The sequence below is a fragment of the Legionella geestiana genome, assembly GCF_004571195.1.
Lineage (GTDB): Bacteria > Pseudomonadota > Gammaproteobacteria > Legionellales > Legionellaceae > Legionella_B > Legionella_B geestiana.
The window spans coordinates 302961-326072 of record NZ_CP038271.1 but is presented as its reverse complement, the minus strand read 5'-3'; the positions used below and the strand labels follow the sequence as shown (position 1 = coordinate 326072).

The following is a 23112-nucleotide window of genomic DNA, read 5'->3' as shown; positions in this document are numbered from 1 at the left end:
CGGTGATAAAGCCTTCCTTTATGCATCTTTCCATTTAATATTACAGCCAAGGCTTGGCTTTTGCGCTGTAGATACGGCGTTGCCGGCCAGCAGGGCATCCAGAGCGTCAGTCAGTGAGCTGCCTGTAACCGGGATGTTATTTCCCGGACGGGAATCATCAAACTGCCCGCGATACGCCAGTGTCCGGTTTTTGTCGTACACAAAAAAATCCGGGGTACAGGCGGCGCCAAAGGCTCTGGCGACTTCCTGAGTTTCGTCAAAAAGATAAGGGAACGTATAGCCTTTTTCCCTGCAGAGTTCTTTCATATGCAGTGGCGAATCGTCCGGGTAGCGTTCCACATCGTTCGAATTGATGGCAATCCACGAGACACCAGGCGCCTCGTATGTGCGGGATACCGATGCAAGGACATCCTCGATGTGCTTGACGTACGGACAATGATTGCACATAAAACAAATCACGGTTGCATACTCGCCGAGCATATCTGCGAGTCGAAGTATCTTTCCAGTCTGTACGTCCGGCAGCTCAAACATCGGCGCGAACGTTCCCAGTGGAACCATGGATGATGGGGTTTTAGCCATAGCATTTCCTCAAGCGTTTAAAGCCTCACCAGCGCAGGTAAATTCCCTTGGCGACAGCGTCCTGGATAATTTCCTGCTGAGATTTATTGGCAGAAACCCAGTAGTTGCCCATGTTGCTGAGGGCAAAACGAACCCTTGGGTATTGGCAGATTTCAAGCAGTTCGCGACAGCTTCCTGGAGTTTCGTTGTCGGCGTCCTGCGTAAAACATTCGAAATACATGCTTTGTACATCCGAGGCAAAAGCGGCCCACGCATCAGGTGCCAGTGCAACATCAAGCGAGGGAGTCATAAATTCGTCACTGGTTTCTACGCGGCGGATACCAATCGGGCGATTGCTGCGGTTTTGCAGAAGATAGAAAGTCTGCTGCCCTGATTCGTTAAGCGTCAGGTAGTTTTGTGTAAAAGAAAAGCCTGTGACCTCACAGCCTCTCGGAAAGGGTGAAGCAAATGCACTGGCGGCGGCAAGGGCAAGAACTGGTAAATACAAACGTACCATGAAAACTCCTGAAATCTAATGTCAACAATAACGGCGAAGCAGGGCAAGCACCTACAGGGAGAAATTTAACTGTCCGGTGCATGGTTCTTCGCCATGGTAAATCGGTTTTGCAAAAGTGGCGAACAGGTTCTGTAGATGCTGAGTGCCAGATAAATCACGACATAACCGATGGAAACCATGAGCCAGCCCCTATCGTGCCCCGGAAAGTGCCACAGCACCATGAGGGAGCTCGTACCGTAGATAAGGGAAAAAGCATGCATCAACCACTTAAGGCGGCGTGAGTCGGTGAGATAATCAAGACGCGAGGGGTAGACGTACTTAACAGGGACAAAAATCAGGATGCAGAGAGTCAGGAGCACCAGCGTGTTTGTCTCCATGCCGGTATTAAAAATGTAAAGATAAAAGACCGTAATATTCCAGTAGCAGGGAAAGCCTTTAAAAAAGTGATCGGGCGTTTTCGCATCGGACTGGCAAAACTGATAAGCCGAAACCACAACAATGGCCATGACAATCCAGACTGCAAAATCAGCGGGCAGCATTCCCGGGCGCATCAACAGAAAGAAACCTGGGGTAATGACATAGTTCAGGTAGTCGACAATGTTATCCAGCAGTGCCCCATCAAGATTGGGAAGCACCGATTTAACGCGTACACGGCGTGCAAACGTGCCATCAACCGCATCAATAACTACAGCGCCTGCCATGAACCACAGCGCCTGTGTGTAATGCTGCTGACAAATGGCAACGAGTGTCAGCATGCCAAGACATGCGGCGGTTGCTGTAAAGAGGTGTACACTCCAGGCCAATAACTGGTGGGAACGCGTAAAGGCTGCCCTGGTGTTTGTCATGAAGATCCCTTGTTGAGCATAAGTTGTGCAACGCGCGAAAATGACCGTTCACACCTTGCTGGAGAAACTCAAAACAAAATAGTACCAACAATCAAATCGGATGTGCAAGAATGAAATGTTTACAACGCTTTCGCAGAGATAACATGATAACGACACGAAATCCGTCCACAGGTGCACTCCTGCCGCCAGTGGCATATGCAACAACGGCAATGATGCATGAAACCATGGCGCGTTCGCAAACGGCGTTTTTGCATTGGCGCGGAACCTGTCTCACCGCGCGAGCCGGCCTTTTACGCCGGCTTGCGGCTCTCCTGCGTGAGCAAAAACCGCTGCATGCTGTGCGCATGGCGACAGAAATGGGAAAGCCGGTAACGGCGGGAGAGGCGGAAATTGAGAAGTGCGCCTTCCTCTGTGAGCATTATGCCGCCGAAGGAGCCAGCTATCTCGCCCCACGCAGTATCCGAACGGAAACGGTTAAAAGCACCGTCCACCCGTTGCCGCTCGGACTGGTTTTTGCCATCATGCCCTGGAATTTTCCCTTCTGGCAGGTTTTTCGATTTGCTGTTCCTGCGTTGATGGCAGGTAATGTCGCGCTCTTGAAGCACGCCCCCATAACAGCAGGCTGTGGGCAGGCGATTGCCGAACTGTTTCTTGAAGCGGGTTTTCCCGAAGGGGTATTTCAGCACCTCGTGCTGAGTGATGAGCAGGCGGCAGAGGTTATCGCGCATGAGCATACGGCTGCAGTTACGTTTACGGGAAGCGCGCGTGGTGGCAGTGCAGTGGCTTCAACGGCCGGGCGATTTTTGAAGAAAGTGGTACTGGAGCTTGGTGGCAGCGACCCATATGTTATTCTTGATGATGCCGACCTGAAGGCGGCTGCCCGTGCGGTAGTGACCTCGCGCCTCAGCAACAGTGGCCAGGTCTGCATTGCTGCGAAGCGCGTAATAGCACCAGATTCCATAGCCGATGCACTGTTGTCTCACATTCGACATGAAATGGCAGAATGGCATACCGGTGACCCGCTGCATCCCTCAACGCGCATGGGGCCGCTTGCACGCGAAGATTTGCGTGACACCGTGCATCATCAGGTGCAGCGCGCTGTTGCTGCCGGTGCAACACTCCTCGAGGGTGGCACGCTCCCCGCGGGTCCTGGATTTTTCTACCCGCCCACACTGCTTGATAACGTAGAGCCTGGCAGTCCTGTGTTTGAGGAAGAAGTTTTCGGCCCGGTGATTGCGCTTGTACGAGCAGACGATAACGATGCGGCCGTGTCGCTCGCAAATCAGAGCCGCTTTGGCCTTGGAGCCGCTGTTTTTACCCGCAATCTCAAGCGGGGAGAGGCGATAGCGCTGCACGGGATAGAAAGCGGGGTGTGCTATGTGAATGCGATGGTGGCCTCTGACCCGCGGTTACCTTTTGGCGGCATCCGCAGTTCAGGCTATGGGCGTGAACTGTCGCGTGAGGGCATTCTGGAATTTGTCAACATTAAGACAGTAGGTGTATATGCAGGGTGAAACGGAAGAAAGTCGCCAGCTGATTCACATATCTGCCCGAACACAGACCATGCATTGTTTTGAGAAAGGACAGTTACTGTGGGTGTTTCCCGTCTCAACGGCTAAAAAAGGTCTTGGCGAAAAAATGGGGAGTGAATGTACGCCGCGTGGCTGGCACCGCATTTATTCCCGTATCGGGCTTGATGCCGCGGTGAACAGTGTTTTTGTAGCCAGAGAATGGACCGGGGAAATCTATTCGAGAGAACTTGCTGAACAATTTCCCGATAGAGACTGGATTTTGACCCGCATTTTGCAGCTTGAAGGGCTTGAACCGTTAAAAAATTCTGGCGGCGAGGTTGACAGTCTGGCGCGCTACATTTATATACACGGCACACCGGACACCACACAGCTTGGCATTCCCGGCTCGCATGGCTGTATTCGTGTCAGTAACACGGATATCATCGCTCTTGCGGACTGGGTTCAGGCAGGTACCCGGGTCTTCATTGGATGAGCGGATTTTGACAGCGTGGTTGACATTTGGTTGCGCAATGCGAAAATCTGAACCATTATCAGGATTTGTGGTGCGTTGATTCACGGCTTGCCTTGTAAGGCATCGTGGCAGCGCACGTTTATTTTTTATCGCAAACTACCCTGCGAAACGAGGTGATTGAATGTCATACACATTTGAAGAAGGCAAAACCCTGCTTATCGATGCGGTTATTTCCCGGATTATGGAGCGCATGCCTCCAGAGCAGGCCGTGATGTGTTCTGAATTTGTGCGTCAATTCTATGGAACGGCGGCGCTTGAAGATTTGCGAGAATTGGAGACGGACGATCTTTACGGCGCGGCGGTTAACCTCTGGTCGCAGATTGCAACGCGCGCCTCTGATACCGACAAAGTCTGTATTTATAACCCCGATTTTGAATGCCACGGCTGGCAGACCACGCACACGGTGATTCAGGTGGTCTGCCGCGACATGCCGTTTCTCGTTGATTCCCTGCGCATGATAGTCAATCGCATGGGGTTTGCCTCACACCTTATCATTCATATGGGCGGACTGCGCCTGACCCGTAATGCGGCCAATGAAGTAACGGCTGTATGGCCGCGTGAGGGAAGCGCCCCTAAAGCCAACATCACCGAAGCGGTTGTGTTTATCGAAATTGACCGCCAGACTGACAGCTCGCTCCTTGAAGAGTTGCATCGCACGATTGAAAAGGCCCTTGAAGACAACCGCGCGGTAGTGGATGACTGGAGTGTGATGCGTGAGCGTGTCCGCGAGGCCATTGTTGAAATGGATAACATTCCTGCCACCATCAGTGCCGAAGAAGTGAACGAAACCCGCGCATTTTTGCAGTGGATTGAAGACCACCATTTTACTTTTCTTGGCGTGCGCGATTACGAGCTTTGCAAGGAAGGTCAGGAAATGGTGCTGCGCGCCATTCCGCAAACAGGCCTTGGCGTGCTGCGCGCGACACTCAATAAATCCGTGACTCGAAGCATCAGTTCAATGACACCCCAGGCCCGCGAGCTGACCATGTCACCGCATATTCTGGTTGTGTCAAAGACCAATACGCTCGCGACCGTGCATCGGGATGTGTATACCGATTACATCGGCATCAAGCGTTTTGATAAAAAAGGGAAGGTCATTGGTGAGCGTCGCATCATCGGCCTCTATACCTCAGCGGCCTATAACACCAGCCCGCGACACATTCCGTTTCTGCGTCACAAGGTCGCAAACGTGATGACCAGTTCGCACTTTGACCCCAAAAGTCACGCGGGCAAGGTGCTCCTTAACATCCTTGAAACGCTGCCGCGGGACGATCTTATTCAGGGTTCGGAAGCGGAACTGCTCGAAATTTCCATGGGCATTTTCTACATGCAGGAGCGTCGACGCATTCGGCTTTTTGCACGCATGGATGTCTATCGCCGTTTCATATCCTGTCTGGTTTATGTTCCTAAAGAGCGTTACACCACGCTGTTGCGTCAGGAGATGGAAGAAATTCTTCGCGAGAGCTTTAACGCCACAGAAATCAGTTTTTATACCCGTTTTTCAGAGTCAGTGCTTGCGCGGATTCACTTTATTGTGCGCCTTGACCCTGAAGCCATTCCAGCCTTTAATCTGCAGGAAATTGAGAAAAAACTGATTGAAGCCGGTCGTTCATGGACGGATGATTTGCAGCATCAGCTGGGGGATGCGTTTGGCGAAGAAACTGCCAATCAGCTTTTTGTAAAATACCGCGATGCATTTCCAATTGCTTATAGCGAAATGTTTTCGCCACGCACAGCCGTTTATGATATTCGGCATGTGGAAACCCTCACACCAGAAATGCCGCTTGGCATGAACTTTTACCGCCCGGTAGATGAGCCTCAGAACCACTTTCGCCTGAAGGTGTATCAGCATGATACCACCATACCGCTTTCTGATGTTTTACCGATTGTGGAACGGCTTGGTTTACGGGCTATCAGTGAGCGTCCGTATGTACTGAAGTTCAAGGATGGCAAAATTACGTGGATTAATGAGTTTGCGCTCGAATATACCGGTATCGCGCATGTTGAGGCTGATGAAATTCGGGAGCGTTTTCAAAATGCCTTTGCCCGAGTCTGGTTTGGGGATGCTGAAAACGACGGCTTTAACCAGCTTGTTCTGGCAGCCGGTCTCGACTGGCGACAGGTGAGTGTATTGAGAACCTACGCGCGTTACTTCCGCCAGATTGGCTTTACGTTCAGTCAGGATTATATTGAGCACGCACTCAACAATAACCCCGCACTCGCGCGTAAACTGGTGGAGCTATTTGAGCTGCGTTTTGTCCTCAATCAGGAGGAGTCACGCGAAGAGCGTACAGACGCACTTGCAAAACAAATTATTGCGGATCTTGATGCCGTAACGAACCTTGATGAAGACCGCATTATCCGCCAGTATGTCCACACCATTCTTGCCACTCTGCGCACGAACTATTATCAGATGGACAAGGCGGGCAATCCGCGAAATTATATCTCCATCAAGCTGAACAGCAGGGCGGTTCCGGGATTGCCAAAACCCATGCCGCTTTATGAAATTTTCATGTGCTCCCCGCGTGTGGAAGGAGTTCACCTTCGAGGTGGAAAGGTTGCGCGCGGTGGTTTGCGCTGGTCAGACCGGCGCGAAGATTTTCGCACGGAAATCTTAGGACTCATGAAGGCACAGCAGGTTAAAAACTCTGTGATTGTGCCGAGTGGCGCGAAGGGCGGTTTTGTGCCTAAACAGATGCCGGCTAATCCCTCACGTGAAGACATGATGGCTGAAGGCATACTCTGCTATCGCCTCTTTATTCGAAGCCTGTTGGATATTACCGACAATTACGTTGAGGGCAAGGTGCAAAAACCTGCGGGCGTAGTCTGTCATGACGGCGATGACCCCTACCTCGTGGTAGCGGCTGACAAGGGTACGGCAACGTTTTCAGACATTGCCAACGAAATTTCCCATGAATATGGTTTCTGGCTCGGTGATGCCTTTGCCTCTGGCGGCTCAGTCGGCTATGACCACAAAAAAATGGGCATTACCGCGCGAGGTGCGTGGGAATCGGTCAAGCGCCATTTTACCGAACTTGATATCGACATTCAGAAAACCGATTTCACGGTTGTTGGAATTGGTGACATGTCGGGGGATGTGTTTGGAAATGGCATGCTGCTCTCTCCTCATATTCAGCTGGTAGCGGCATTTAACCATCAGCACATTTTCATCGACCCGAATCCCGATGCCAAAAGCAGTTTTGTAGAGCGTCAACGCCTCTTCAATCTGCCGCGCTCCACATGGGATGATTACGATAAAAAGCGCATGTCTAAAGGTGGCGGCGTCTTTTTACGCAGCGCGAAATCTATCCCGGTAAGTCCTGAGATGAAGGCGCGCTTTGATATTGACGCTTCTGAAATTGAGCCAAACGAGCTGATTCGTGCCATTTTGCGGGCGCGCATTGATTTACTCTGGAGTGCGGGCATTGGTACTTTTGTAAAAGCCAGTACCGAGTCAAATGCGGATGTTGGCGATCGCACCAACGATGCAACGCGAGTGAATGCCAATACGCTGCGCTGCCGTGTCGTTGGCGAGGGCGGAAATCTTGGGCTTACGCAGCTTGCGCGCATGGAGTATGCGCTTGAAGGGGGTAGAATTTACACCGACTTCATCGATAACTCAGCCGGTGTACACTGTTCCGACAAGGAAGTGAACATCAAGATTTTGTTGAATGCCATGGTAGCGGCCGGTGATTTGACTCTGAAGCAGCGTAATGAGCTTTTGAGCGCCATGACCGATGAAGTGGCGGCACTCGTTCTTCGGGATAATTACCTCCAGCCCCGCGCCATCAGCCTTGTTGATTCACAGGGTGTGCGTGCGCTTGACCTGCAACGCCGTTACATCAACGAGCTTGAACAGTCAGGAAAACTGGACAGAGCCATTGAATTCCTGCCTGATGAAAAATCGCTGATTGAGCGCAAGCTCCTTGGCAAGGGATTAGGCGCACCGGCAATTGCCGTGTTGATGTGTTACACCAAAACCATTCTGAAAGAGCAGATTCTCGCGTCTGATGTGCCTGAAGATCCGTTCTTGAAGAGCGTATTATTCAGCATGTTTCCAAAGGCCCTGCATAAATCCTGCGCCAAACAGATGGAAGCGCATCCATTACGACGTGAAATCATTGCCACCAAGCTCTCGAATATCATCGTTAACGAGATGGGTTTCACGTTTGTCTACCGCCTGCAGGATGAAACCGGCGCTCCGGTATCAGCGATTGTGCGTGCCTTCATGATTGCGCGTGCTGCGATGGACCTTGAGACCATCTGGGAAGAGATTCAGGCGCTTGACGGTAAAGTCTCTACGGAAAACCAGAATGAGATGATGATGACCTATGTGCGCCTCATGCGCCGAACCACCCGCTGGTTCCTGCGTAACCTGCGCACACGTCAGGACATCACCCATGCGGTGGCACAGTACGCTCCGGGACTTCGTGAACTGAAAGCAACAGCACCGGTCGTGCTTGGCGAGGGGCATCGTGCTATTTACCAGAGCCACTACGATCACTATCTGTCGCTTGGCGTTCCGCCATCTCTGACGCATGAACTTACCATTACCCGCGGTCTTTTTGCCGCCATGGATCTCATTGATATTTCACAAAAACTTGAACTGGAAATTCCAAAGGTTTCTGAGGCCTATTTCTGGGTCAGTGAATTTCTCGAACTCGCCTGGATTCGCTCGCGTGTGATTGCGCATCCAACGGAAAATCAATGGGAATCACTCTCGCGAGAAGCATTGAGAGATGATTTGGACTGGCAGCATCGTCAGTTGACAGCAGGCATTCTGCAGTTTAATGGTGCCCGAGGTGATTTCAAAAAATCTTTTGAAATCTGGGCAACAAAGAACGAAGGTCTTATTGAGCGCTGGAAAAAAATTCTTGCCGATTTACGGGCTGCCTCATCGCTCAATTACACCATGTTCTTTGTGGCCATCCGCGAACTGCTGGATTTAACACAAACAACGGTGCAAATGTCGGAAAAAATGACTGCAACAGAATAACAGGGAGTAATCATGCAGATTAAAGCAGGTGTCAATCACTGGTCACCGGTTTTGAAAGGACTTCACTGGGGCATTGCCCTGCTTGTTATCCTCATGCTCTTTGGAGGTTTCTTTCTGGGAGACCTTCCAGAGAGCATGCAGGGTAGTGCCTACATGGTGCATAAATCCACAGGATTGACCATTCTGTTTCTTATGCTTCTGCGCATTATCAGTGTGTTGCATATAGGACGTCCGGGCTTGCCGGACAGCTCACCGCGCTGGGAAAAATTCTTCTCACGCGCGGTGCAGTATGGGTTTTACGTGTTTTTAATTCTGATGCCGCTCAGTGGCTGGGTGATGAGCATGTCTGCCGGGCGAACACCGGTATATTTTGGGCTTTTCGCATTGCCGCTGCCGGGTGTACCGGTGGATGAAAAACTGGCGCATACTTTCAAGGAAGTGCATGAGAGTATCGCCATTATTTTACTGGTGCTCCTCTTTTTCCACGTGGCAGGCGCTCTGAAACACCATTTTATCAACCGCGATAATGTCCTTAAACGGATGTGGCTGAAAGGGTAAAGGGTTCTGCGTGGTTTTCTGCTCGTAACTCGTGCGGAAAACCCTCACGCATGCTCGCTACAACCAGCACGGAGTCTGAGGCACCGTCAGGGCAGGTATCGACCACCTCTCCCCATTCTTTAGCGCTTTCCTTGTCAAGCAGACGCTGACCCGCCAGTAACGGCGCAGGCGGTGTACAGACAAAACGCTGTAAATGATGCTGCACGGTACTTTTATAGTGCATGCGCGCAATCACTTCCTGTCCACGGTAGCAGCCCTTGTCAAATGCGAGATGAGGGCCTTTGTGCAGGCCGAGTCGATGTGGCAGAAATACATCGGTTGACTGGGGGTAGATGGTAAAGCGTCCCTGTAAAAGCTGGCGGTAATGCCATGAGAGGCTGCCTAAAAGTGTGTTTGAGGCAGTGAAGGGCTCGCACAATTGATGCGCAGACTCACCTCGCGCAAGCACGAGGAAATCGCCTGCTCCGAGTGCACAGGCGATGATGCCGTCCTGCGCGGCCACACTGTAGGGGGAGGCCGTGCTCGAGAGCGGCAATGCGGGCTCAATGCCGGTGTTTACAACACATCCAAAGACGCTGATATCAGTGGCGGAGAGAAGCTTGACGCGTGAGAGCGCAGCAACACGCGAGAGGGTGTTAAGAACCGTTTCTGCATTATCAGCAGGCAGCACAAGATGCAGTCGGCCCTCCCACTCGAGTACTGTCATCAGCGCAAGAATTCGCCCCTTGAGCGAGCAAAGTGCTGCAGGCTGCGCGCGCTCGGCATTAACAAGGCGTATGTCAGCGCTTAACTGTCCCTGAAGGAAGGTTCTGGCATTGTCGCCGTCTACGGTGATGACCGCCTGCCCGCTAAGGGTGTGCAGGTGATTATGTGAAAGACTCGCGGCAATTTTCCATTCATCCGGTACAAGCGTAAAGGGGCGTTCGTTCAATATAACCGTATTCATGGCGTAGAGAGGCATTGTTGATTGAAAGCAGACAGTGTACCATGCGAATCCCCAGAGGTTGAGAGGCTTTTATGTCCAGAGACGCCACACTCCGTCGTGTACACTGGCGCGCGAGGCGCGGCATGCTTGAGCTTGATATCATTCTTGAGCGTTTCCTTGCAGAGGGTGTAGTTCGTTTGAGTGATGCAGAGCTTGATACGCTCGAACGGCTCCTTGAATGCCCGGACCCGGATTTATATACCTGGTTAATGGGATACGCTTCGCCGACAGACATGGAGTTTTTTAAACTTGTCGAACATATCCGCCACAACGATTCCGTTTAAGCCTTCCCGCCGGTATCGTCAGCTGCTGGTTATTCTGCACCTTTTTGCGGGTGTTATCCTGTGGCGCTCGAGTCTCGCGACCGTGCTTCAGGCAGCAGGGACTGTACTTCTTCTACTGAATGGATGGTTCTCACGTTCTCGCACATTCCCCCACCCAGAAATGGCCGCACTCTCGCATCGGGAAGAGGGATGGACTCTTCATCATCATGATGGCAGCACGCAGACTTTTCAACGGTTAAAAGTGCGCCTTGATGGCGGTTTTTTCTGGCACCTTTGTTTAACCAGTGAAACCGCCAGTCTTCGCCGCGTAGTTTTTGTCGATTCACTGGATATAGATGCGCGCTGGCGTTTGCGCTTTATGGCAAGTACCCGTTAACACAGGCATCCATGGGTGGTATTTTCTCGCAATGACGTGTGATACTATGCCAGTATTTAAACTCAATGGCCGCCCTTCATGCTGGAAAGTGACCGCCTTGTAAGCGCGCAGACCTCGCTGTCCGAGGAAGCCTTTGACCGTGCCATTCGCCCCTTGAGCTTTTCTGAGTATATCGGTCAGGAGAGCGTGTGCATGCAGATGCGCATTTTTATCGATGCCGCTAAAGCGCGCCTGGATGCGCTTGATCACGTGCTGATATTTGGCCCTCCGGGCCTTGGAAAAACCACGCTTGCGAGCATCATCGCCCATGAGATGGGCGTTAACCTGCGCCAGACTTCGGGGCCTGTCATCGAGCGTGCCGGCGATATTGCGGCAATGCTCACCAATCTTGAACCCAATGATGTGCTTTTTATCGATGAAATTCACCGTTTAAGTCCGGTGGTTGAGGAAATTCTCTACCCCGCGATGGAAGACTACAAACTTGATATTCTGATTGGCGAAGGACCGGCGGCGCGCTCAATTAAGCTTGACTTACCGCCGTTTACGCTGGTTGGTGCGACCACGCGCGCCGGTCTTTTAACCTCGCCGCTGCGTGACCGATTCGGCATTGTACAGCGCCTTGAATTTTATTCGGTTGATGCCCTCACTGAAATCGTGACCCGCTCAGCCAGATTATTGAAAGTACCAACGGAACCGTCCGGCGCGCGTGAAATAGCCAGAAGAGCGCGGGGGACACCGCGTATCGCCAACCGGCTTTTGCGACGTGTGCGTGATTATGCAGAAGTAAGGGGCGAGGGCGTGGTCACGGCTGTCATGGCGAATGAAGCGCTGAAAATGCTTGATATCGACTATGAAGGCTTTGATATCATGGACAGAATGTTGCTGCGCACATTGATTGAACGCTTTGATGGCGGTCCAGTCGGTGTTGAGAGCATTGCTGCGGCCATAGGTGAAGACAGGGGCACCATCGAAGATGTCCTTGAGCCATACCTTATTCAACAGGGATTTCTTGTGCGCACACCAAGAGGGCGGGTTGCCAGTCAGCGGGCGTATGCGCACCTTGGCCTCGCAATTCCTGAAGTCATTTAACAAATCGTTTCCGGAGATTTTATCATGGCGAATCATGCAGGTATTATCGGATATTTTTTTCAGGCAGGCCCTGTTGTTAAGGCCGTCATGTTTTTGCTCCTGTGCGCGTCCATTGCCTCCTGGACCTTGATTTTTCAGCGCGCGCTCTTTTTTCGGCAGAAAAAAGCCGAATCTGAACGTTTTGAGCACCGTTTCTGGGAGAGTGGTGATTTAGGCAGGCTTTATGGCGATTTAGATGCGCGGGTAGATGAGCGTCACGGACTTGCCGCGATTTTTTATGCGGGGTTTCGTGAATTTATACGCTGTCGCAAGCAGGGTAACAGCTCGCTTGAATCCATCGAGCGCGCCATGCAGATTGGGCATGCCAAAGAGGCGCAACAGCTGGAAGCGCATCTTCCACTGTTTGCGTCAATTGGCTCAATTTCACCCTACGTGGGACTTTTTGGTACGGTTTGGGGTATCATGACATCCTTTCAGGCGCTCGGGCATGCACAGCAGGCGACCATTGCCATGGTAGCCCCCGGCATTTCCGAGGCGCTGGTTGCGACTGCGCTCGGTTTATTTACGGCAATACCGGCGGTCATTGCCTATAACCGCTACAGTACGCAGGCATCAACCCTTCTTGGGCGTTATGATGTGTTTGAAGAAGAATTACTGGCCTTGATTGAGCAGCAATCCGGCCAGCCGGCAGGGGGACAATAAGGCATGTTGAAAAAAAAGACATCCACCAGCCGTCCGATGGCAGATATTAACGTTGTACCGTACATCGACGTAATGCTGGTATTGCTCGTTATTTTTATGATTACAGCCCCCATGCTGACCCAGGGGGTTACGGTTGACTTGCCAAAAGCGGTGAGCGAATCCATGCAGTCTGAAGGGCGCGAACCGATTATTGTTTCGGTTAACCGCGAAGGTGATTATTTTTTGAATCTGAGTGCAACGCCTGATGTTCCGATGGCGCCTGACGCGCTTGCAGTGCGGGTTGCGGCGGAGCTTAAGCTTGCAGCAGAGGCTCATGAAAAACTTCCCGTGCTCGTCAAGGGTGACCAGGGGGCAAGCTACGGGAAAGTGGTAGGTGCCATGGCACTCCTGAAGCGTGCCGGTGCCGAGCAGGTAGGACTTGTCACCGATACACCGGCGGAGGTGGTGGGATGAGTGTGAATGGCGGTTATCAAAAACCCTTTATAGCGGCACTTGCTCTGCACGGTATATTAATGCTGTTTCTGTTGCTTGACCTGACTCCCGATACTCCGGCACTGACGCTTGAAGCGCGCAACACCCCAGGAGAGATTCAGGAAAAGCCCCCTGAAGTACCGTCTCCTGATGTGGTTCGGGCTGTGAGTGTTGACAGCCGTGCTGTTGATGAAACGCTTAATCGACTGAAAGCTGAGCGTGAGAATTCGCGCCGAGTGGAACTCCAGCGCCAGCAGACACTGGCACGAGAAGCGCAACAGGCACTGGCACAGCGCCTTCAGGAGCAAAAACGCCTCGCGGCCCTGAAGCAGGAAACCGAAAAAGCAGCCCTTGCGCGTAAAAAACAGCTGGAAGACGATGCCCGACGCCTGAAAGAGCTGGCACTTAAAAAAGCGCAGGAAACAAAGCAGCTTGAGGCCCTCCAAAAGCAGCAGGAAGCTCTCAAAAAACAACAGGAAGAGGCGCGCAAAAAACAGGAAGAAGCCTTGAAGGCTGCGAAGCTTGCTGATGAGAAAGCGAAAGAGCAGGCAAAACTTGAAGCAGCACGTCTGGCAAAAGCTGAGGCGGATAAAAAAGCGGCGGCAGAGCGAGAGGCCGCCGTAAAAAAAGCCGCTCTTGAAGCCGAACAGGTGGCGGCGCGTGCGGCCAATCAGGCGCGCATTGCCGGGGAAGTTAATAAATACAAGGCACTGATAGTCAATGCCATCAGTCGCCAGTGGATTTTGCCGGATAACGCCGACAGCGGTCTTTCCAGCCAGTTTCGGATTCGTCTGGCACCGGATGGTGCTGTGCTTGAGGTGACACTGACCCGAAGCAGTGGCGATCCGGTGCTTGACCGTTCGGCTCAGAGTGCCATATATAAGGCGTCACCATTGCCGGTTCCATCTGACAGAGATACTTTTGAAATCTTCAGGGATATCAGTTTAACCGTACGTCCAGAGAATGTGAGGGGGTAAATCGTGCGCAAATCCATCGCCACGCTCGTGTTTGTTTGTCTGAGCCAGTGGGCTTTTGCCCTTGATCTCGAGCTGACCCAGGGAACCGTGGCAGCATACCCCATTGGGGTTCAGAATTTCGCGAACAGTAACAGCGCAGAACTGGAGGACATTGTACGCAATGACCTGCATTTTTCCGGGCAGTTTCGCTTAATTCCAGAACCTGCCGGCAGTGGTGGTGCCATTCCTTCCTGGCGTTCGGCCGGAGCTGACAGCGTATTAAAAGGCAGTGTCACGCCGATTGGTGCGAACCGCTTTGATGTGCGTTTTGAGCTTCTCGACGCAGCCGCACAGGGACGGCTGCTGCTTGCAAAAAATTACCAGGTAGGGCGGGCTGATTTACGGGCACTGGCGCACCATATTTCCGATGAAGTTTACCAAAAACTGACCGGTGAGCGCGGCGTTTTCTCCACCCGTATTGCCTATGTACTTGTACAGCGAAGTGGTGAGCGCAGCCGCTATTCACTGGAAGTGGCGGATGTTGACGGTTATGGGCCACAAAGCCTGCTTATTTCGTCTGAACCCATCATGTCGCCATCATGGTCACCGGATGGCCGCCAGATTGCCTGCGTCTCCTTTGAGCGTAAGCGGGCACAGATTTTTATCATTGATGTCGCAAGCGGCAGGCGCCGTCTGGTGACCGATTTCCCGGGCATCAACGGTGCGCCCGCGTGGTCACCAGATGGTCGAGAGCTGGCGGTGGTACTCTCCAAAACCGGCAGTCCTAAGATTTATACCGTTAATCTTGCCAATGGTCAGATGACGCAGCGCACCTTTGGGGATTCTATCGACACGGAGCCGCGTTATTCTCCAGACGGCCAGTCGCTGATTTTCACCTCAGGCCGTGGCGGCTCGCCACAGGTGTATCAACTCTCACTGGCTGGAGGCACTGTTTCACGTCTTACCTATGAAGGCAACTATAATGCCCGTGCCTCCTGGACACCCAATAAACGCTACCTTGTCATGCTGCACCGTGAGGACAGTGGTTTTCAGATAGCGGCTCAGGAAATGCCGGGCGGGCGTGTCCTGTCGCTGACGTCCTCAGGCCTTGATGAATCGCCGTCGGTAGCGCCTAACAGCCGTCTTGTACTGTATGCAACCCGTTTTCATGACAAGGGTGTACTTTCGATGGTTTCTATCGATGGCGGGATTCAAATGCGCCTGCCCTCAAGGGATGGCGATGTGCAGGAGCCTGCCTGGTCACCGTATCTCGGATGAAAAGGGTGAAGTTATTTGTTCAGCTGCTCCTTTGTCTTGTGTCAACCAGCACCTGGTGCTGGAATGCGACAGGTCACCGTCTGGTGGCCGAGGTAGCATTCCTGCACCTGACGCCCGGGGCGAAGGAGAAGCTGTATAAAAATCTCGGCAATCAACGTATCACGGACGCGGCTGTATGGCTCGATACACTGCGCTATCGTGACATTACCTGGTATGACCACCTGCATTATGCCGATATTCCCTTCACGCGTGACGGAACGCCATTGCCGCCACAAAACCCGGTGAATGCAGTCTGGGCATTAGAGCATGCGGTTAAGGTGTTGCAAAGTCCAAAATCCAATCGTGCCGACAAGCGCTTTGCGCTTAATGTGCTGTTACATGTGACGGGGGATATACACCAGCCCATGCATGCGGTGACGCAAATCAGTGCGCGCAATCCGCGTGGTGACCGGGGCGGTAATCTTTTTCCGTTGCGCCCAAACCCCATAGCCCGCAACCTGCATGCCTGGTGGGATAATGGCGGTGGACTTCTGAATACTCGTGGCCGCAATGCCGGCATGCGCCGACAATCGCTGTTGCACGCCATCGATACCCAATACGTTTGCCATCCAGAGAACGAGGTGTTTAAGCCTCGAGCCTGGAGGGATGAGTCGCATGCTTTGGCGACACGTGTCGCCTATCGCCTGCATGAAGGTGTGCTTCCTGATGCTGCTTATAAACGGCAAACGCAACAGATAACCCGTTCGCAAATTGCCAGGGCCGGATGTCGCCTTGCCGCAGTTTTGAACCGTTTTTAGGGTATGTCCTCATTCCACGGTGCACTTGACACCTAAGTTTTCTTTAAGCTTGCCCCGGTATCATGGATTAAAGTTAATAGACAGGTTGTAGCCGTATGAGTCAAGAAAAGTATGCAATAAGTCCCCTGAAGCGCTGGGTTCAGCGAGTGCTGATTGAGATTGATGAAGCTCAAAAAGTGACAGGCGATGAGACTTTAGAGCAGGAAGCGCGCAACTATCTTGACTGGGTTAAATCGTTCCTGCAGGCGCTGGATGGCAGCGTTTTTCCGGTGTTATACCACAGCGATGAAGCGCCATCTTTATTTGAGAAAGGCCTTATGGGAGTAGCGCTTGCCAAGTTTGTCAACGTTAAATCGCACATTCTTGAGCCACTCGACAGTGAAGACTCGCCATTTCCGGCCAATCATCCGATGCTTGTTGATTTCATTCGCCGCCTCCTGGTGCTTGATAAGGAAATACCTGAAGGTCTTGACGCTTTAACACCCGTTTTTTGTAAAAAGACTTCGGAAACATGCTCAGTCAGACGCTCTGAACTGCCTCAACTGGAAGGTTTACTGGAGACAGTTAAGGCGAAAATGTTTTATTTGCCTGATTTACGCAAGCATCTGTTAGCGCAGTATCAGGAGGGTGTTATCCAGTTCAACATGCTCAATGAGGCAGTTACCTTGCAATGCATGATAAACGAACATCTTGAATCCAATGCTGGTAAACTGAATCAGCTGCAAGGGCAACTTGATGCGCTTGCATCGATAACAAGCCCTCATGAAGCACTGAATGCCATTCGTGTATGTGAAGAACAATTCGATGCGCTGAACGCTGATTTTCGGGCTCAAGCAGACAATTATTCCCCCACGTTACAGGCTACATCAAGCGAGATTCCCGTTTGCTCATCCTCAAGTTCGTCCTCATCGACGACAGTGTCGGCATCTGCAAGAATGCCTGCGTATTATGTAAATTTTGGAACTGAAGGCAGCATGGAGGTAATGCCGGTGACATCCATGTTGTTTAAAAACGCCTGCGAGTCGTTAGAGAGGCTGCAAAGACTTCGTGAGGTGTTATCAAGCAAGGCATCGCCCGTATATGACAGACTGTTTGAAGACTGGAAGGATGCACAAAATCATGCGCCCTCCTCAAGCGACATTGAAACAGCCCGGGTTTGTGCTCAGACGCGCCTTCAGTCTTTGCGGCAGATAATAATGCAGATACATCAATTTCCTGACGAGCATAAGTCTCGCAACCTTGAAAAAGCACAGGAAGAGGAGCGCCTCCTGATGCGGGGGCTGCGCGAGCTGGATAAACAATTGCAAGAACGAGAACATGCCGCCTTTCAAGATGCCCTTGCCAATTTGAAGCCCGAAGCAGTAGAGGGCATGCTTGAAAATGTTCGTCAAAAGCTGGCATCCCTTGAGGAGCGGCGAGCAGCAATCGAAGCTTCCATACAGGATATCGAAGCACAACAGCGTGAGGCAACTGCGCGACTACAGGCAATCAAGAGCCCTGTAGCGCTTCCTAAAGGGTATCGCAATAAAGTTAAACGTGCACTTGTGGCAATGGAGTTGCCTCATGATAAGTTTTCCATAAACCATGCACTGACAGCAGCAGGCTTTATGCAATTGCAAGCGGCATTAGACGCGAAAATTCAAACACTGGTAGCGTCCATACATGCACGCAGTATGGAGCTTCTTGGCATAGAGGGAGGGATAAGGCAACACCATATTGACGCTATTAATTCTAAAACCAGGCTTTTCGAAGATGTGGTCAACGAACTTCAGCATGCAACGCAAGTTCCTTATGATGCAATTGCCGCGTGTTTCGCAACCTATAAAGGTCCTTCCTTCGATAAGGAGTCTGACGACGGGTATGCGAAGTTTTTAGAGCTGCTCGAGCCGCTCGAGGCATCGACTAAAGAAAAGGTGATACGCCCGACTGTTTTGACAACCATTATGCACGGTAATAATTTCAGCAGGCAGGCAATGGACCCCCTGACAAATGAAGTTAAAAGAGCCCATGAACAATTAACTCAAGAAAAGCGCGCGCTGCAAGCGGCTTTGAGTGAGCAACAGGTGTCTCAGGAAACTGTCCGGCGTCTGCATGGGCATCTGTCTGGTCTTGATAAAATCAACCGGGTTCCAGCGGAGCTTCAGGCTCGAGCAGAGCGAGCAAACCTGCAACAGTCACATAACCTCCTTCAGGCGCGCCTTGAAGATGAGCAACAAGCACTTTCTGCAAACAGGGAGGAAGCAAAGATTCTCGTGGAAAACGAACGGCTGCTGGAAACCTTTGTTGTGTTCCATGAACAGCTTCATGGTGTCATAACCGCCGACCTGCTGCAGGCTTTTGAGGTGCATGCCACACAAGCCCGTGAACATGACCTGGGTGCTTTACACAGCACGTTACTGGAGCTTGGGCGCAGGAATCAGTCAGTTGTTTTGCCTGGCAGCACGGAATCCTTTCAAAATCCGCCTGATAGAACAGTTGCAACTATAGAGGGGCCTGGCAACGAGGGTGATAAATCAAGTACAGCAGAAGCTGAAAGAGATAGTCATGTCAAGATGAGCGCGCTCTTTCCAGGTGATTGTGAAGACGGTGCTGGTGATTGTTCGCAGGTGAAAGAAATAAAACCATTTGATGAAATTTCTTCTGTTGTCAGTAATTACATCCAATCGATACCCACTGAACATCGCAATTTTGCAAATCAGCTTCGCATTCTGGTAACCCAAATTGAGCGCCTTTACCGTCATGCGCGTGCGCTAAACCGCCTTTCAACCTCAACCACACCAGGAGCTGAGGCAATGGATTTTGCAAAGAACTTAATGAACCATGTTGCAGCACTGACAGAACGCTCAGGACAAAAATGTCCGACAGCAGATGATTTTAGGAAATTCAGTACTGGTTTTAATACCTGTTTAAACCAGCCACCGGAGTCCATCGGCAACCACCGTGGTGCGCTCTGGAAGCGGATATTGCTTAATATCGCGCTCTGTATTCCACTGCTTTTTCGCTGCCTCTTTGCGCCTTGTACATCAGGAGGATTTCGTTTCTTTGGTCAGAACACGAAGCGTCAGGATATCCTTGAAGATATTCAAGAAGCCGCAAACACAATCACAAGAGAGTATTCGTGAAAATACAAGCGGTTGTCATTTTCAAATAAATCATTGTATTTAAATGGGTTTTGTAGGCTGGGTTGAGCGAAGCGAAGCCTGGCAACGTATATCGCCGCAGGCCGGATGTGTAAACGTGCATCAATTCCCGCGCTTATCAGCGCAGGCTACGGCATCTTATTGATAAAACAACCATTTATAGGTAGGCTGGGTTGAGCGAAGCGAAGCCTGGCATCGGATATCGCCGTGGGCTGGATGTATAAACGTGCAGCCATTCCCGGGCTTATCAGCCCAGGAATGGCATGTAGAAGATTTAGCAGAGTGCCTGCTGAGGCCTCTTTCCCTCTTCCTCACATGTATCAAGGCGCTGCCAGCGCCTCAATCACAGCACCCAGAAAACGGGTGGCTTCGCCGCCGGTAATTGCGCGATGGTCAAAGCTCAGGGAAAGCGGCAGCAGGCGGTGAACTTCAACCTTCCCCTGGCGTACTACCGCTCCTTCATACAACTTGCCAACCGCAAGAATCGCGACCATTGGCGGTACGATAATGGGACTGGCAAATTTTCCGGAAAATTTCCCAAAGTTTGACAATGTAATGGTAGCACCACGAAGCTGCTCTGCAGGTACACTGCGCTCACTCACCGATTTTTTGAACCCGTTAATGGCGTCACGCAACGCGGCATCTGTTTTCGTTCCGGCATCATGAATCACGGGCACAAAAAGCCCTTCATCATTATCCATCGCAAGACCAAGATGCACTTCTTCAAAGCATCGGCGCGCACTGTGAGCGGTGTCGTACCATGCGTTAAGTGCCGGTTCTACCTTCGCTGCATGCGTGATGGCGCGAATCAGGCGCACGGTAATATCCGTACCCTCATTCCATGCGTGAATATCTGCTTCATCAAAAATACTGACAGGAACGACTTCGCGGTGGGATTGCGTCATGCTTGAGAGCATCGCCCGACGTACACCGCGCAGCGGCTCAAAGCCATGAGGGAGGGTGTTGCGGCGGCTGATTTCGCGCTCAACATCTTCGCGGGTTATGACGCCATGTTCGCCACTGCCTTTGAGTGCCGCAAGATCAATACCATGCTTTTTAGCAAACATGCGCACGCCGGCTGTCGCTTTTGCCCGCGCACCAGTGGTGCCGATGGTGAAGTTATCTTCACTGACTTCATGCGATTCTTCAAGGTTGCCGACTACCGTGCCCTTGTCAGTACGCGTGGAGGCACTGTCACTCTCAAAGGCTACCAGTGGTTCGCCGGTTTTAATCACATCGCCGGGTTTGCCAAAGAGCTTGCCTATCACACCATCATGCGGGCAGGGAACATCGACTACGGCTTTGGCAGTTTCCATCGACACCATGGGCTGGTCAGCCTTGACCGTGTCGCCCACCGCGACAAACCATTCGTGAATTTCGGCATCTGGCAATCCTTCGCCAAGGTCTGGCAATTTAAAAATATTCATGGGACTACTCCATCAGGCTGATAACGGCGTCTTTGATTCGGGACACGCTTGGGATATAAAATTTCTCAAGCTGAAAATAGGGCATTACCACATCGAAGCCTGTGACCCGCACTATAGGGGCAAGGAGGTCTGGCAGGAGATGCTCGCTCAGTTGAGCGGCAATTTCAGCCCCGACACCACAGGTTTTTGCACCTTCATGCACAATGACGCATCGCCCGGTTTTCTCGACTGACGCGATGAGGGTATCCATGTCGAGCGGCTTGATGGTGGCAACGTCAATGACTTCACAATGAATGCCTTCTTCAGCGAGCTGTTTCGCGGCCTGCAGTGTTTCATGCATGCTCGCACCCCAGCTGATGAGGGTGACATCATCGCCTTCCTGCAGGGTAAAGCACTTGCCAAGCGGCAGTGTGGCGCCATCATCAGGTACCGGCTGTTTGACAAGGCAGTAGATGCGCTTGGGCTCAAGAAAAATAACGGGGTCAGGGTTTTGGATGGCGGAAAGCAGCAGACCATACGCCCGCTTTGGAGAAGAAGGTATCACTACCTGAAGCCCCGGAATATGGGCAAAGAGTGCTTCCGTGCTTTCAGAGTGATGCTCTGGCGCACGAATACCGCCACCAAAAGGCGCACGAAACACCAGCGGACAGTGGAGCCTTCCACGAGTGCGGTTTCTAAGACGCGCGGCGTGCGAAATAATCTGGTTCATGGCCGGATAAATAAATCCCATGAACTGAAATTCAGCAACCGGCTTCATGCCCTGCGTTGACATGCCGATGGCAAGTCCCGCAATCATCGATTCCGCAAGTGGCGAGTCAAACACCCGCGATTCCCCAAAACGTTCCTGAAGACCGGCCGTGGCGCGAAACACGCCGCCATTCTTACCAACGTCTTCTCCAAAAACCACGACATTCTCATCATGTTGAAGCGCGTAACCCAGCGCCTGGGACACGGCTTCCAGCAGGGTAATATCAGGCATGTGACGCTTCCTCCATGGCGATGGCGCGCTGCTCCACGAGGTAATCCGGGAGTGTGGCATAATGATGGTCAAAAATACTGCTGACAGGCTGCGGCGCGCGCTCGAGGTATTCGGTAACCGCCGCTTCGACTTTGGCACTGCTCAGGGCTTCTGCCTCGGCTTCACGGGCAGCATCCCAGAGTCCGCGGCTTTCAAGATAACGGCGCAGACGAATCAAGGGTTCTTTGGGACGTGCCGCATCGACATCAGGAGAGGGCTGATAGCGTGTGGCATCATCGGCTGTTGTGTGGTCGCACAGTCGCCACGTAATCGCTTCAATGAGCGTCGGACCGCCTCCGTTGCGCGCCTTTTCAAGGGCGCGCTCGAGCACCTCGCGCATGGCGATAATGTCGTTGCCATCGACTTGAATGCCCTCAAAACCACCGGCAATCGCTTTTTGTGCGATAGTCTGAGTGCGTGTCTGTTTGTCGCGCGGGACAGAAATGGCCCACTGGTTATTATTCACAACAAAAACCACCGGCAGATTCCATGCACCCGCAACGTTGATGGCTTCGTAAAAATCACCCTCTGAGGTACCCCCTTCGCCGATGCAGGCAACCGCGACACGTGGCTGCTTTCGGTATTGAAATGCAAATGCAATGCCTGTGGCATGGAGGCACTGTGAGGCAATCGGCACGCAAATCGGCAGGTCTTCCGGGCAGTTCGCATACTCGCTGCCTCGTTCATCCCCACCCCAGAAGGCAAATATTTCAGCCATGCGCACGCCACGCTGGAACTGTGCCGGATAATCACGATAGTAGGGTACCAGCACATCTTCAGCGCGCATGGCATGCCCGATAGCGGTAGAAATGGCTTCCTGGCCATTGATAGGCGCGTAGGTACCCATTTTTCCAGTACGCTGCAGCGCAATGGCTTTTCTGTCAAAAATACGCGCTTCAAGCATCAGGCGATACAGTGACTGCAGGGTTTCAGGGTTTTCGACACAGGCCGGCAGGGGAGCGACAAGCTCTCCCGCTTCATTCAGGACCTGGACGAAGGAGATTTCAAAGCGGGCAACAGTTGTCACGGAAGGTCTCCTTGTCTGCGACGCGACATCAGCGTTCGGGCTATT

20 protein-coding genes are annotated in these 23112 nt (G+C 52.1%); 13 read left to right on the top strand and 7 right to left on the bottom strand.

Annotated features, from left to right (window positions below; genetic code table 11):
• Positions 1–18: 18 nt before the first annotated feature.
• The 3 genes from E4T54_RS01390 to pcsA form a co-directional block, all read right to left on the bottom strand.
• Positions 19–579 carry a thioredoxin family protein gene (locus tag E4T54_RS01390; protein ID WP_028386138.1) on the bottom strand — a complete coding sequence of 187 codons (561 nt, stop codon included), beginning with the start codon at positions 577–579 and terminating at the stop codon, positions 19–21.
• A 25-nt stretch (positions 580–604) separates the two neighbouring features.
• Entirely contained in the window at positions 605–1075 is a 471-nt protein-coding gene (locus E4T54_RS01385; RefSeq protein WP_028386139.1) for a hypothetical protein, read from the bottom strand.
• Between the two features lie 65 nt (positions 1076–1140).
• The gene (gene pcsA / locus E4T54_RS01380; RefSeq protein ID WP_028386140.1) at positions 1141–1920 is read right to left on the bottom strand and encodes a phosphatidylcholine synthase; all 780 of its coding nucleotides are present in this window, start codon (positions 1918–1920) and stop codon (positions 1141–1143) included.
• Between the two features lie 110 nt (positions 1921–2030).
• Between pcsA and E4T54_RS01375 the strand changes: the two genes are divergently transcribed.
• The 4 genes from E4T54_RS01375 (at position 2031) to E4T54_RS01360 (ending at position 9517) form a co-directional block, all read left to right on the top strand.
• The gene (locus E4T54_RS01375; RefSeq protein ID WP_244924875.1) at positions 2031–3434 is read left to right on the top strand and encodes an NAD-dependent succinate-semialdehyde dehydrogenase; all 1404 of its coding nucleotides are present in this window, start codon (positions 2031–2033) and stop codon (positions 3432–3434) included.
• Complete coding sequence (locus E4T54_RS01370; RefSeq protein WP_035901989.1) at positions 3424–3924, top strand: L,D-transpeptidase; 501 nt, start codon at positions 3424–3426, stop codon at positions 3922–3924. The genes E4T54_RS01375 and E4T54_RS01370 overlap by 11 nt, the downstream gene beginning before the upstream one ends.
• Positions 3925–4084: 160 nt before the next feature.
• Entirely contained in the window at positions 4085–8959 is a 4875-nt protein-coding gene (locus E4T54_RS01365) for an NAD-glutamate dehydrogenase (RefSeq protein WP_028386143.1), read from the top strand.
• Positions 8960–8971: 12 nt separating this feature from the next.
• Entirely contained in the window at positions 8972–9517 is a 546-nt protein-coding gene (locus E4T54_RS01360; protein WP_028386144.1) for a cytochrome b, read from the top strand.
• Here E4T54_RS01360 and ygfZ read toward each other — a convergent pair.
• Positions 9492–10463: a CAF17-like 4Fe-4S cluster assembly/insertion protein YgfZ gene (gene ygfZ / locus E4T54_RS01355; protein WP_162150884.1), complete on the bottom strand. Its 972-nt coding sequence runs from the start codon at positions 10461–10463 to the stop codon at positions 9492–9494. The two genes, E4T54_RS01360 and ygfZ, sit on opposite strands and share 26 nt — an antisense overlap.
• A 71-nt stretch (positions 10464–10534) precedes the next feature.
• On the opposite strand from ygfZ, the gene E4T54_RS01350 reads away from it, so the two are divergent.
• The 9 genes from E4T54_RS01350 to E4T54_RS01310 all read left to right on the top strand — a co-directional run bounded on the left by E4T54_RS01350 (position 10535) and on the right by E4T54_RS01310 (position 19577).
• Complete coding sequence (locus tag E4T54_RS01350) at positions 10535–10786, top strand: FAD assembly factor SdhE (RefSeq protein ID WP_028386146.1); 252 nt, start codon at positions 10535–10537, stop codon at positions 10784–10786.
• Positions 10752–11162 carry a hypothetical protein gene (locus tag E4T54_RS01345; RefSeq protein WP_131793733.1) on the top strand — a complete coding sequence of 137 codons (411 nt, stop codon included), beginning with the start codon at positions 10752–10754 and terminating at the stop codon, positions 11160–11162. The genes E4T54_RS01350 and E4T54_RS01345 overlap by 35 nt, the downstream gene beginning before the upstream one ends.
• 78 nt (positions 11163–11240) lie before the next feature.
• Positions 11241–12251 (top strand): Holliday junction branch migration DNA helicase RuvB, encoded by a 1011-nt coding sequence (gene ruvB / locus E4T54_RS01340; RefSeq protein ID WP_028386148.1) that lies wholly within the window; start codon positions 11241–11243, stop codon positions 12249–12251.
• 24 nt (positions 12252–12275) lie between these two features.
• Positions 12276–12953: a protein TolQ gene (gene tolQ, locus E4T54_RS01335; RefSeq protein ID WP_028386149.1), complete on the top strand. Its 678-nt coding sequence runs from the start codon at positions 12276–12278 to the stop codon at positions 12951–12953.
• 3 nt (positions 12954–12956) lie between these two features.
• Positions 12957–13406 (top strand): protein TolR, encoded by a 450-nt coding sequence (gene tolR, locus E4T54_RS01330; RefSeq protein WP_028386150.1) that lies wholly within the window; start codon positions 12957–12959, stop codon positions 13404–13406.
• A complete protein-coding gene (gene tolA, locus E4T54_RS01325) occupies positions 13403–14401 on the top strand; it encodes a cell envelope integrity protein TolA (protein ID WP_028386151.1) in 999 nt (332 codons plus the stop codon). The genes tolR and tolA overlap by 4 nt, the downstream gene beginning before the upstream one ends.
• Positions 14402–14404: 3 nt before the next feature.
• A complete protein-coding gene (gene tolB, locus E4T54_RS01320) occupies positions 14405–15658 on the top strand; it encodes a Tol-Pal system beta propeller repeat protein TolB (RefSeq protein WP_051550848.1) in 1254 nt (417 codons plus the stop codon).
• Between the two features lie 5 nt (positions 15659–15663).
• Entirely contained in the window at positions 15664–16455 is a 792-nt protein-coding gene (locus E4T54_RS01315; RefSeq protein WP_028386153.1) for a S1/P1 nuclease, read from the top strand.
• A gap of 95 nt (positions 16456–16550) precedes the next feature.
• Complete coding sequence (locus E4T54_RS01310; protein ID WP_028386154.1) at positions 16551–19577, top strand: coiled-coil domain-containing protein; 3027 nt, start codon at positions 16551–16553, stop codon at positions 19575–19577.
• A gap of 338 nt (positions 19578–19915) precedes the next feature.
• Here the strand turns inward: E4T54_RS01310 and E4T54_RS01305 are convergent, their stop codons facing one another.
• Genes E4T54_RS01305 through pdhA form a run of 3 tightly spaced genes read right to left on the bottom strand, consistent with a single transcriptional unit; the run spans position 19916 to position 23067 of the window.
• Entirely contained in the window at positions 19916–21022 is a 1107-nt protein-coding gene (locus E4T54_RS01305; protein ID WP_028386155.1) for a dihydrolipoamide acetyltransferase family protein, read from the bottom strand.
• 4 nt (positions 21023–21026) lie between these two features.
• Positions 21027–22001 carry an alpha-ketoacid dehydrogenase subunit beta gene (locus E4T54_RS01300; RefSeq protein WP_028386156.1) on the bottom strand — a complete coding sequence of 325 codons (975 nt, stop codon included), beginning with the start codon at positions 21999–22001 and terminating at the stop codon, positions 21027–21029.
• Positions 21994–23067, bottom strand: coding sequence for a pyruvate dehydrogenase (acetyl-transferring) E1 component subunit alpha (pdhA, locus tag E4T54_RS01295; protein WP_028386157.1), 1074 nt, complete (start codon positions 23065–23067; stop codon positions 21994–21996). Before pdhA ends, E4T54_RS01300 begins: the two co-directional genes overlap by 8 nt.
• Positions 23068–23112: the final 45 nt, after the last annotated feature.

Coding starts and splice junctions, on each gene's coding strand:
- E4T54_RS01390 (WP_028386138.1), bottom strand. CDS start 579: ATGGCTAAAACCCCATCATCCATGGTTCCACTGGGAACGTTCGCGCCG.
- E4T54_RS01385 (WP_028386139.1), bottom strand. CDS start 1,075: ATGGTACGTTTGTATTTACCAGTTCTTGCCCTTGCCGCCGCCAGTGCA.
- pcsA (WP_028386140.1), bottom strand. CDS start 1,920: ATGACAAACACCAGGGCAGCCTTTACGCGTTCCCACCAGTTATTGGCC.
- E4T54_RS01375 (WP_244924875.1), top strand. CDS start 2,031: ATGAAATGTTTACAACGCTTTCGCAGAGATAACATGATAACGACACGA.
- E4T54_RS01370 (WP_035901989.1), top strand. CDS start 3,424: ATGCAGGGTGAAACGGAAGAAAGTCGCCAGCTGATTCACATATCTGCC.
- E4T54_RS01365 (WP_028386143.1), top strand. CDS start 4,085: ATGTCATACACATTTGAAGAAGGCAAAACCCTGCTTATCGATGCGGTT.
- E4T54_RS01360 (WP_028386144.1), top strand. CDS start 8,972: ATGCAGATTAAAGCAGGTGTCAATCACTGGTCACCGGTTTTGAAAGGA.
- ygfZ (WP_162150884.1), bottom strand. CDS start 10,463: ATGAATACGGTTATATTGAACGAACGCCCCTTTACGCTTGTACCGGAT.
- E4T54_RS01350 (WP_028386146.1), top strand. CDS start 10,535: ATGTCCAGAGACGCCACACTCCGTCGTGTACACTGGCGCGCGAGGCGC.
- ruvB (WP_028386148.1), top strand. CDS start 11,241: ATGCTGGAAAGTGACCGCCTTGTAAGCGCGCAGACCTCGCTGTCCGAG.
- tolQ (WP_028386149.1), top strand. CDS start 12,276: ATGGCGAATCATGCAGGTATTATCGGATATTTTTTTCAGGCAGGCCCT.
- tolR (WP_028386150.1), top strand. CDS start 12,957: ATGTTGAAAAAAAAGACATCCACCAGCCGTCCGATGGCAGATATTAAC.
- tolA (WP_028386151.1), top strand. CDS start 13,403: ATGAGTGTGAATGGCGGTTATCAAAAACCCTTTATAGCGGCACTTGCT.
- E4T54_RS01310 (WP_028386154.1), top strand. CDS start 16,551: ATGAGTCAAGAAAAGTATGCAATAAGTCCCCTGAAGCGCTGGGTTCAG.
- E4T54_RS01305 (WP_028386155.1), bottom strand. CDS start 21,022: ATGAATATTTTTAAATTGCCAGACCTTGGCGAAGGATTGCCAGATGCC.
- E4T54_RS01300 (WP_028386156.1), bottom strand. CDS start 22,001: ATGCCTGATATTACCCTGCTGGAAGCCGTGTCCCAGGCGCTGGGTTAC.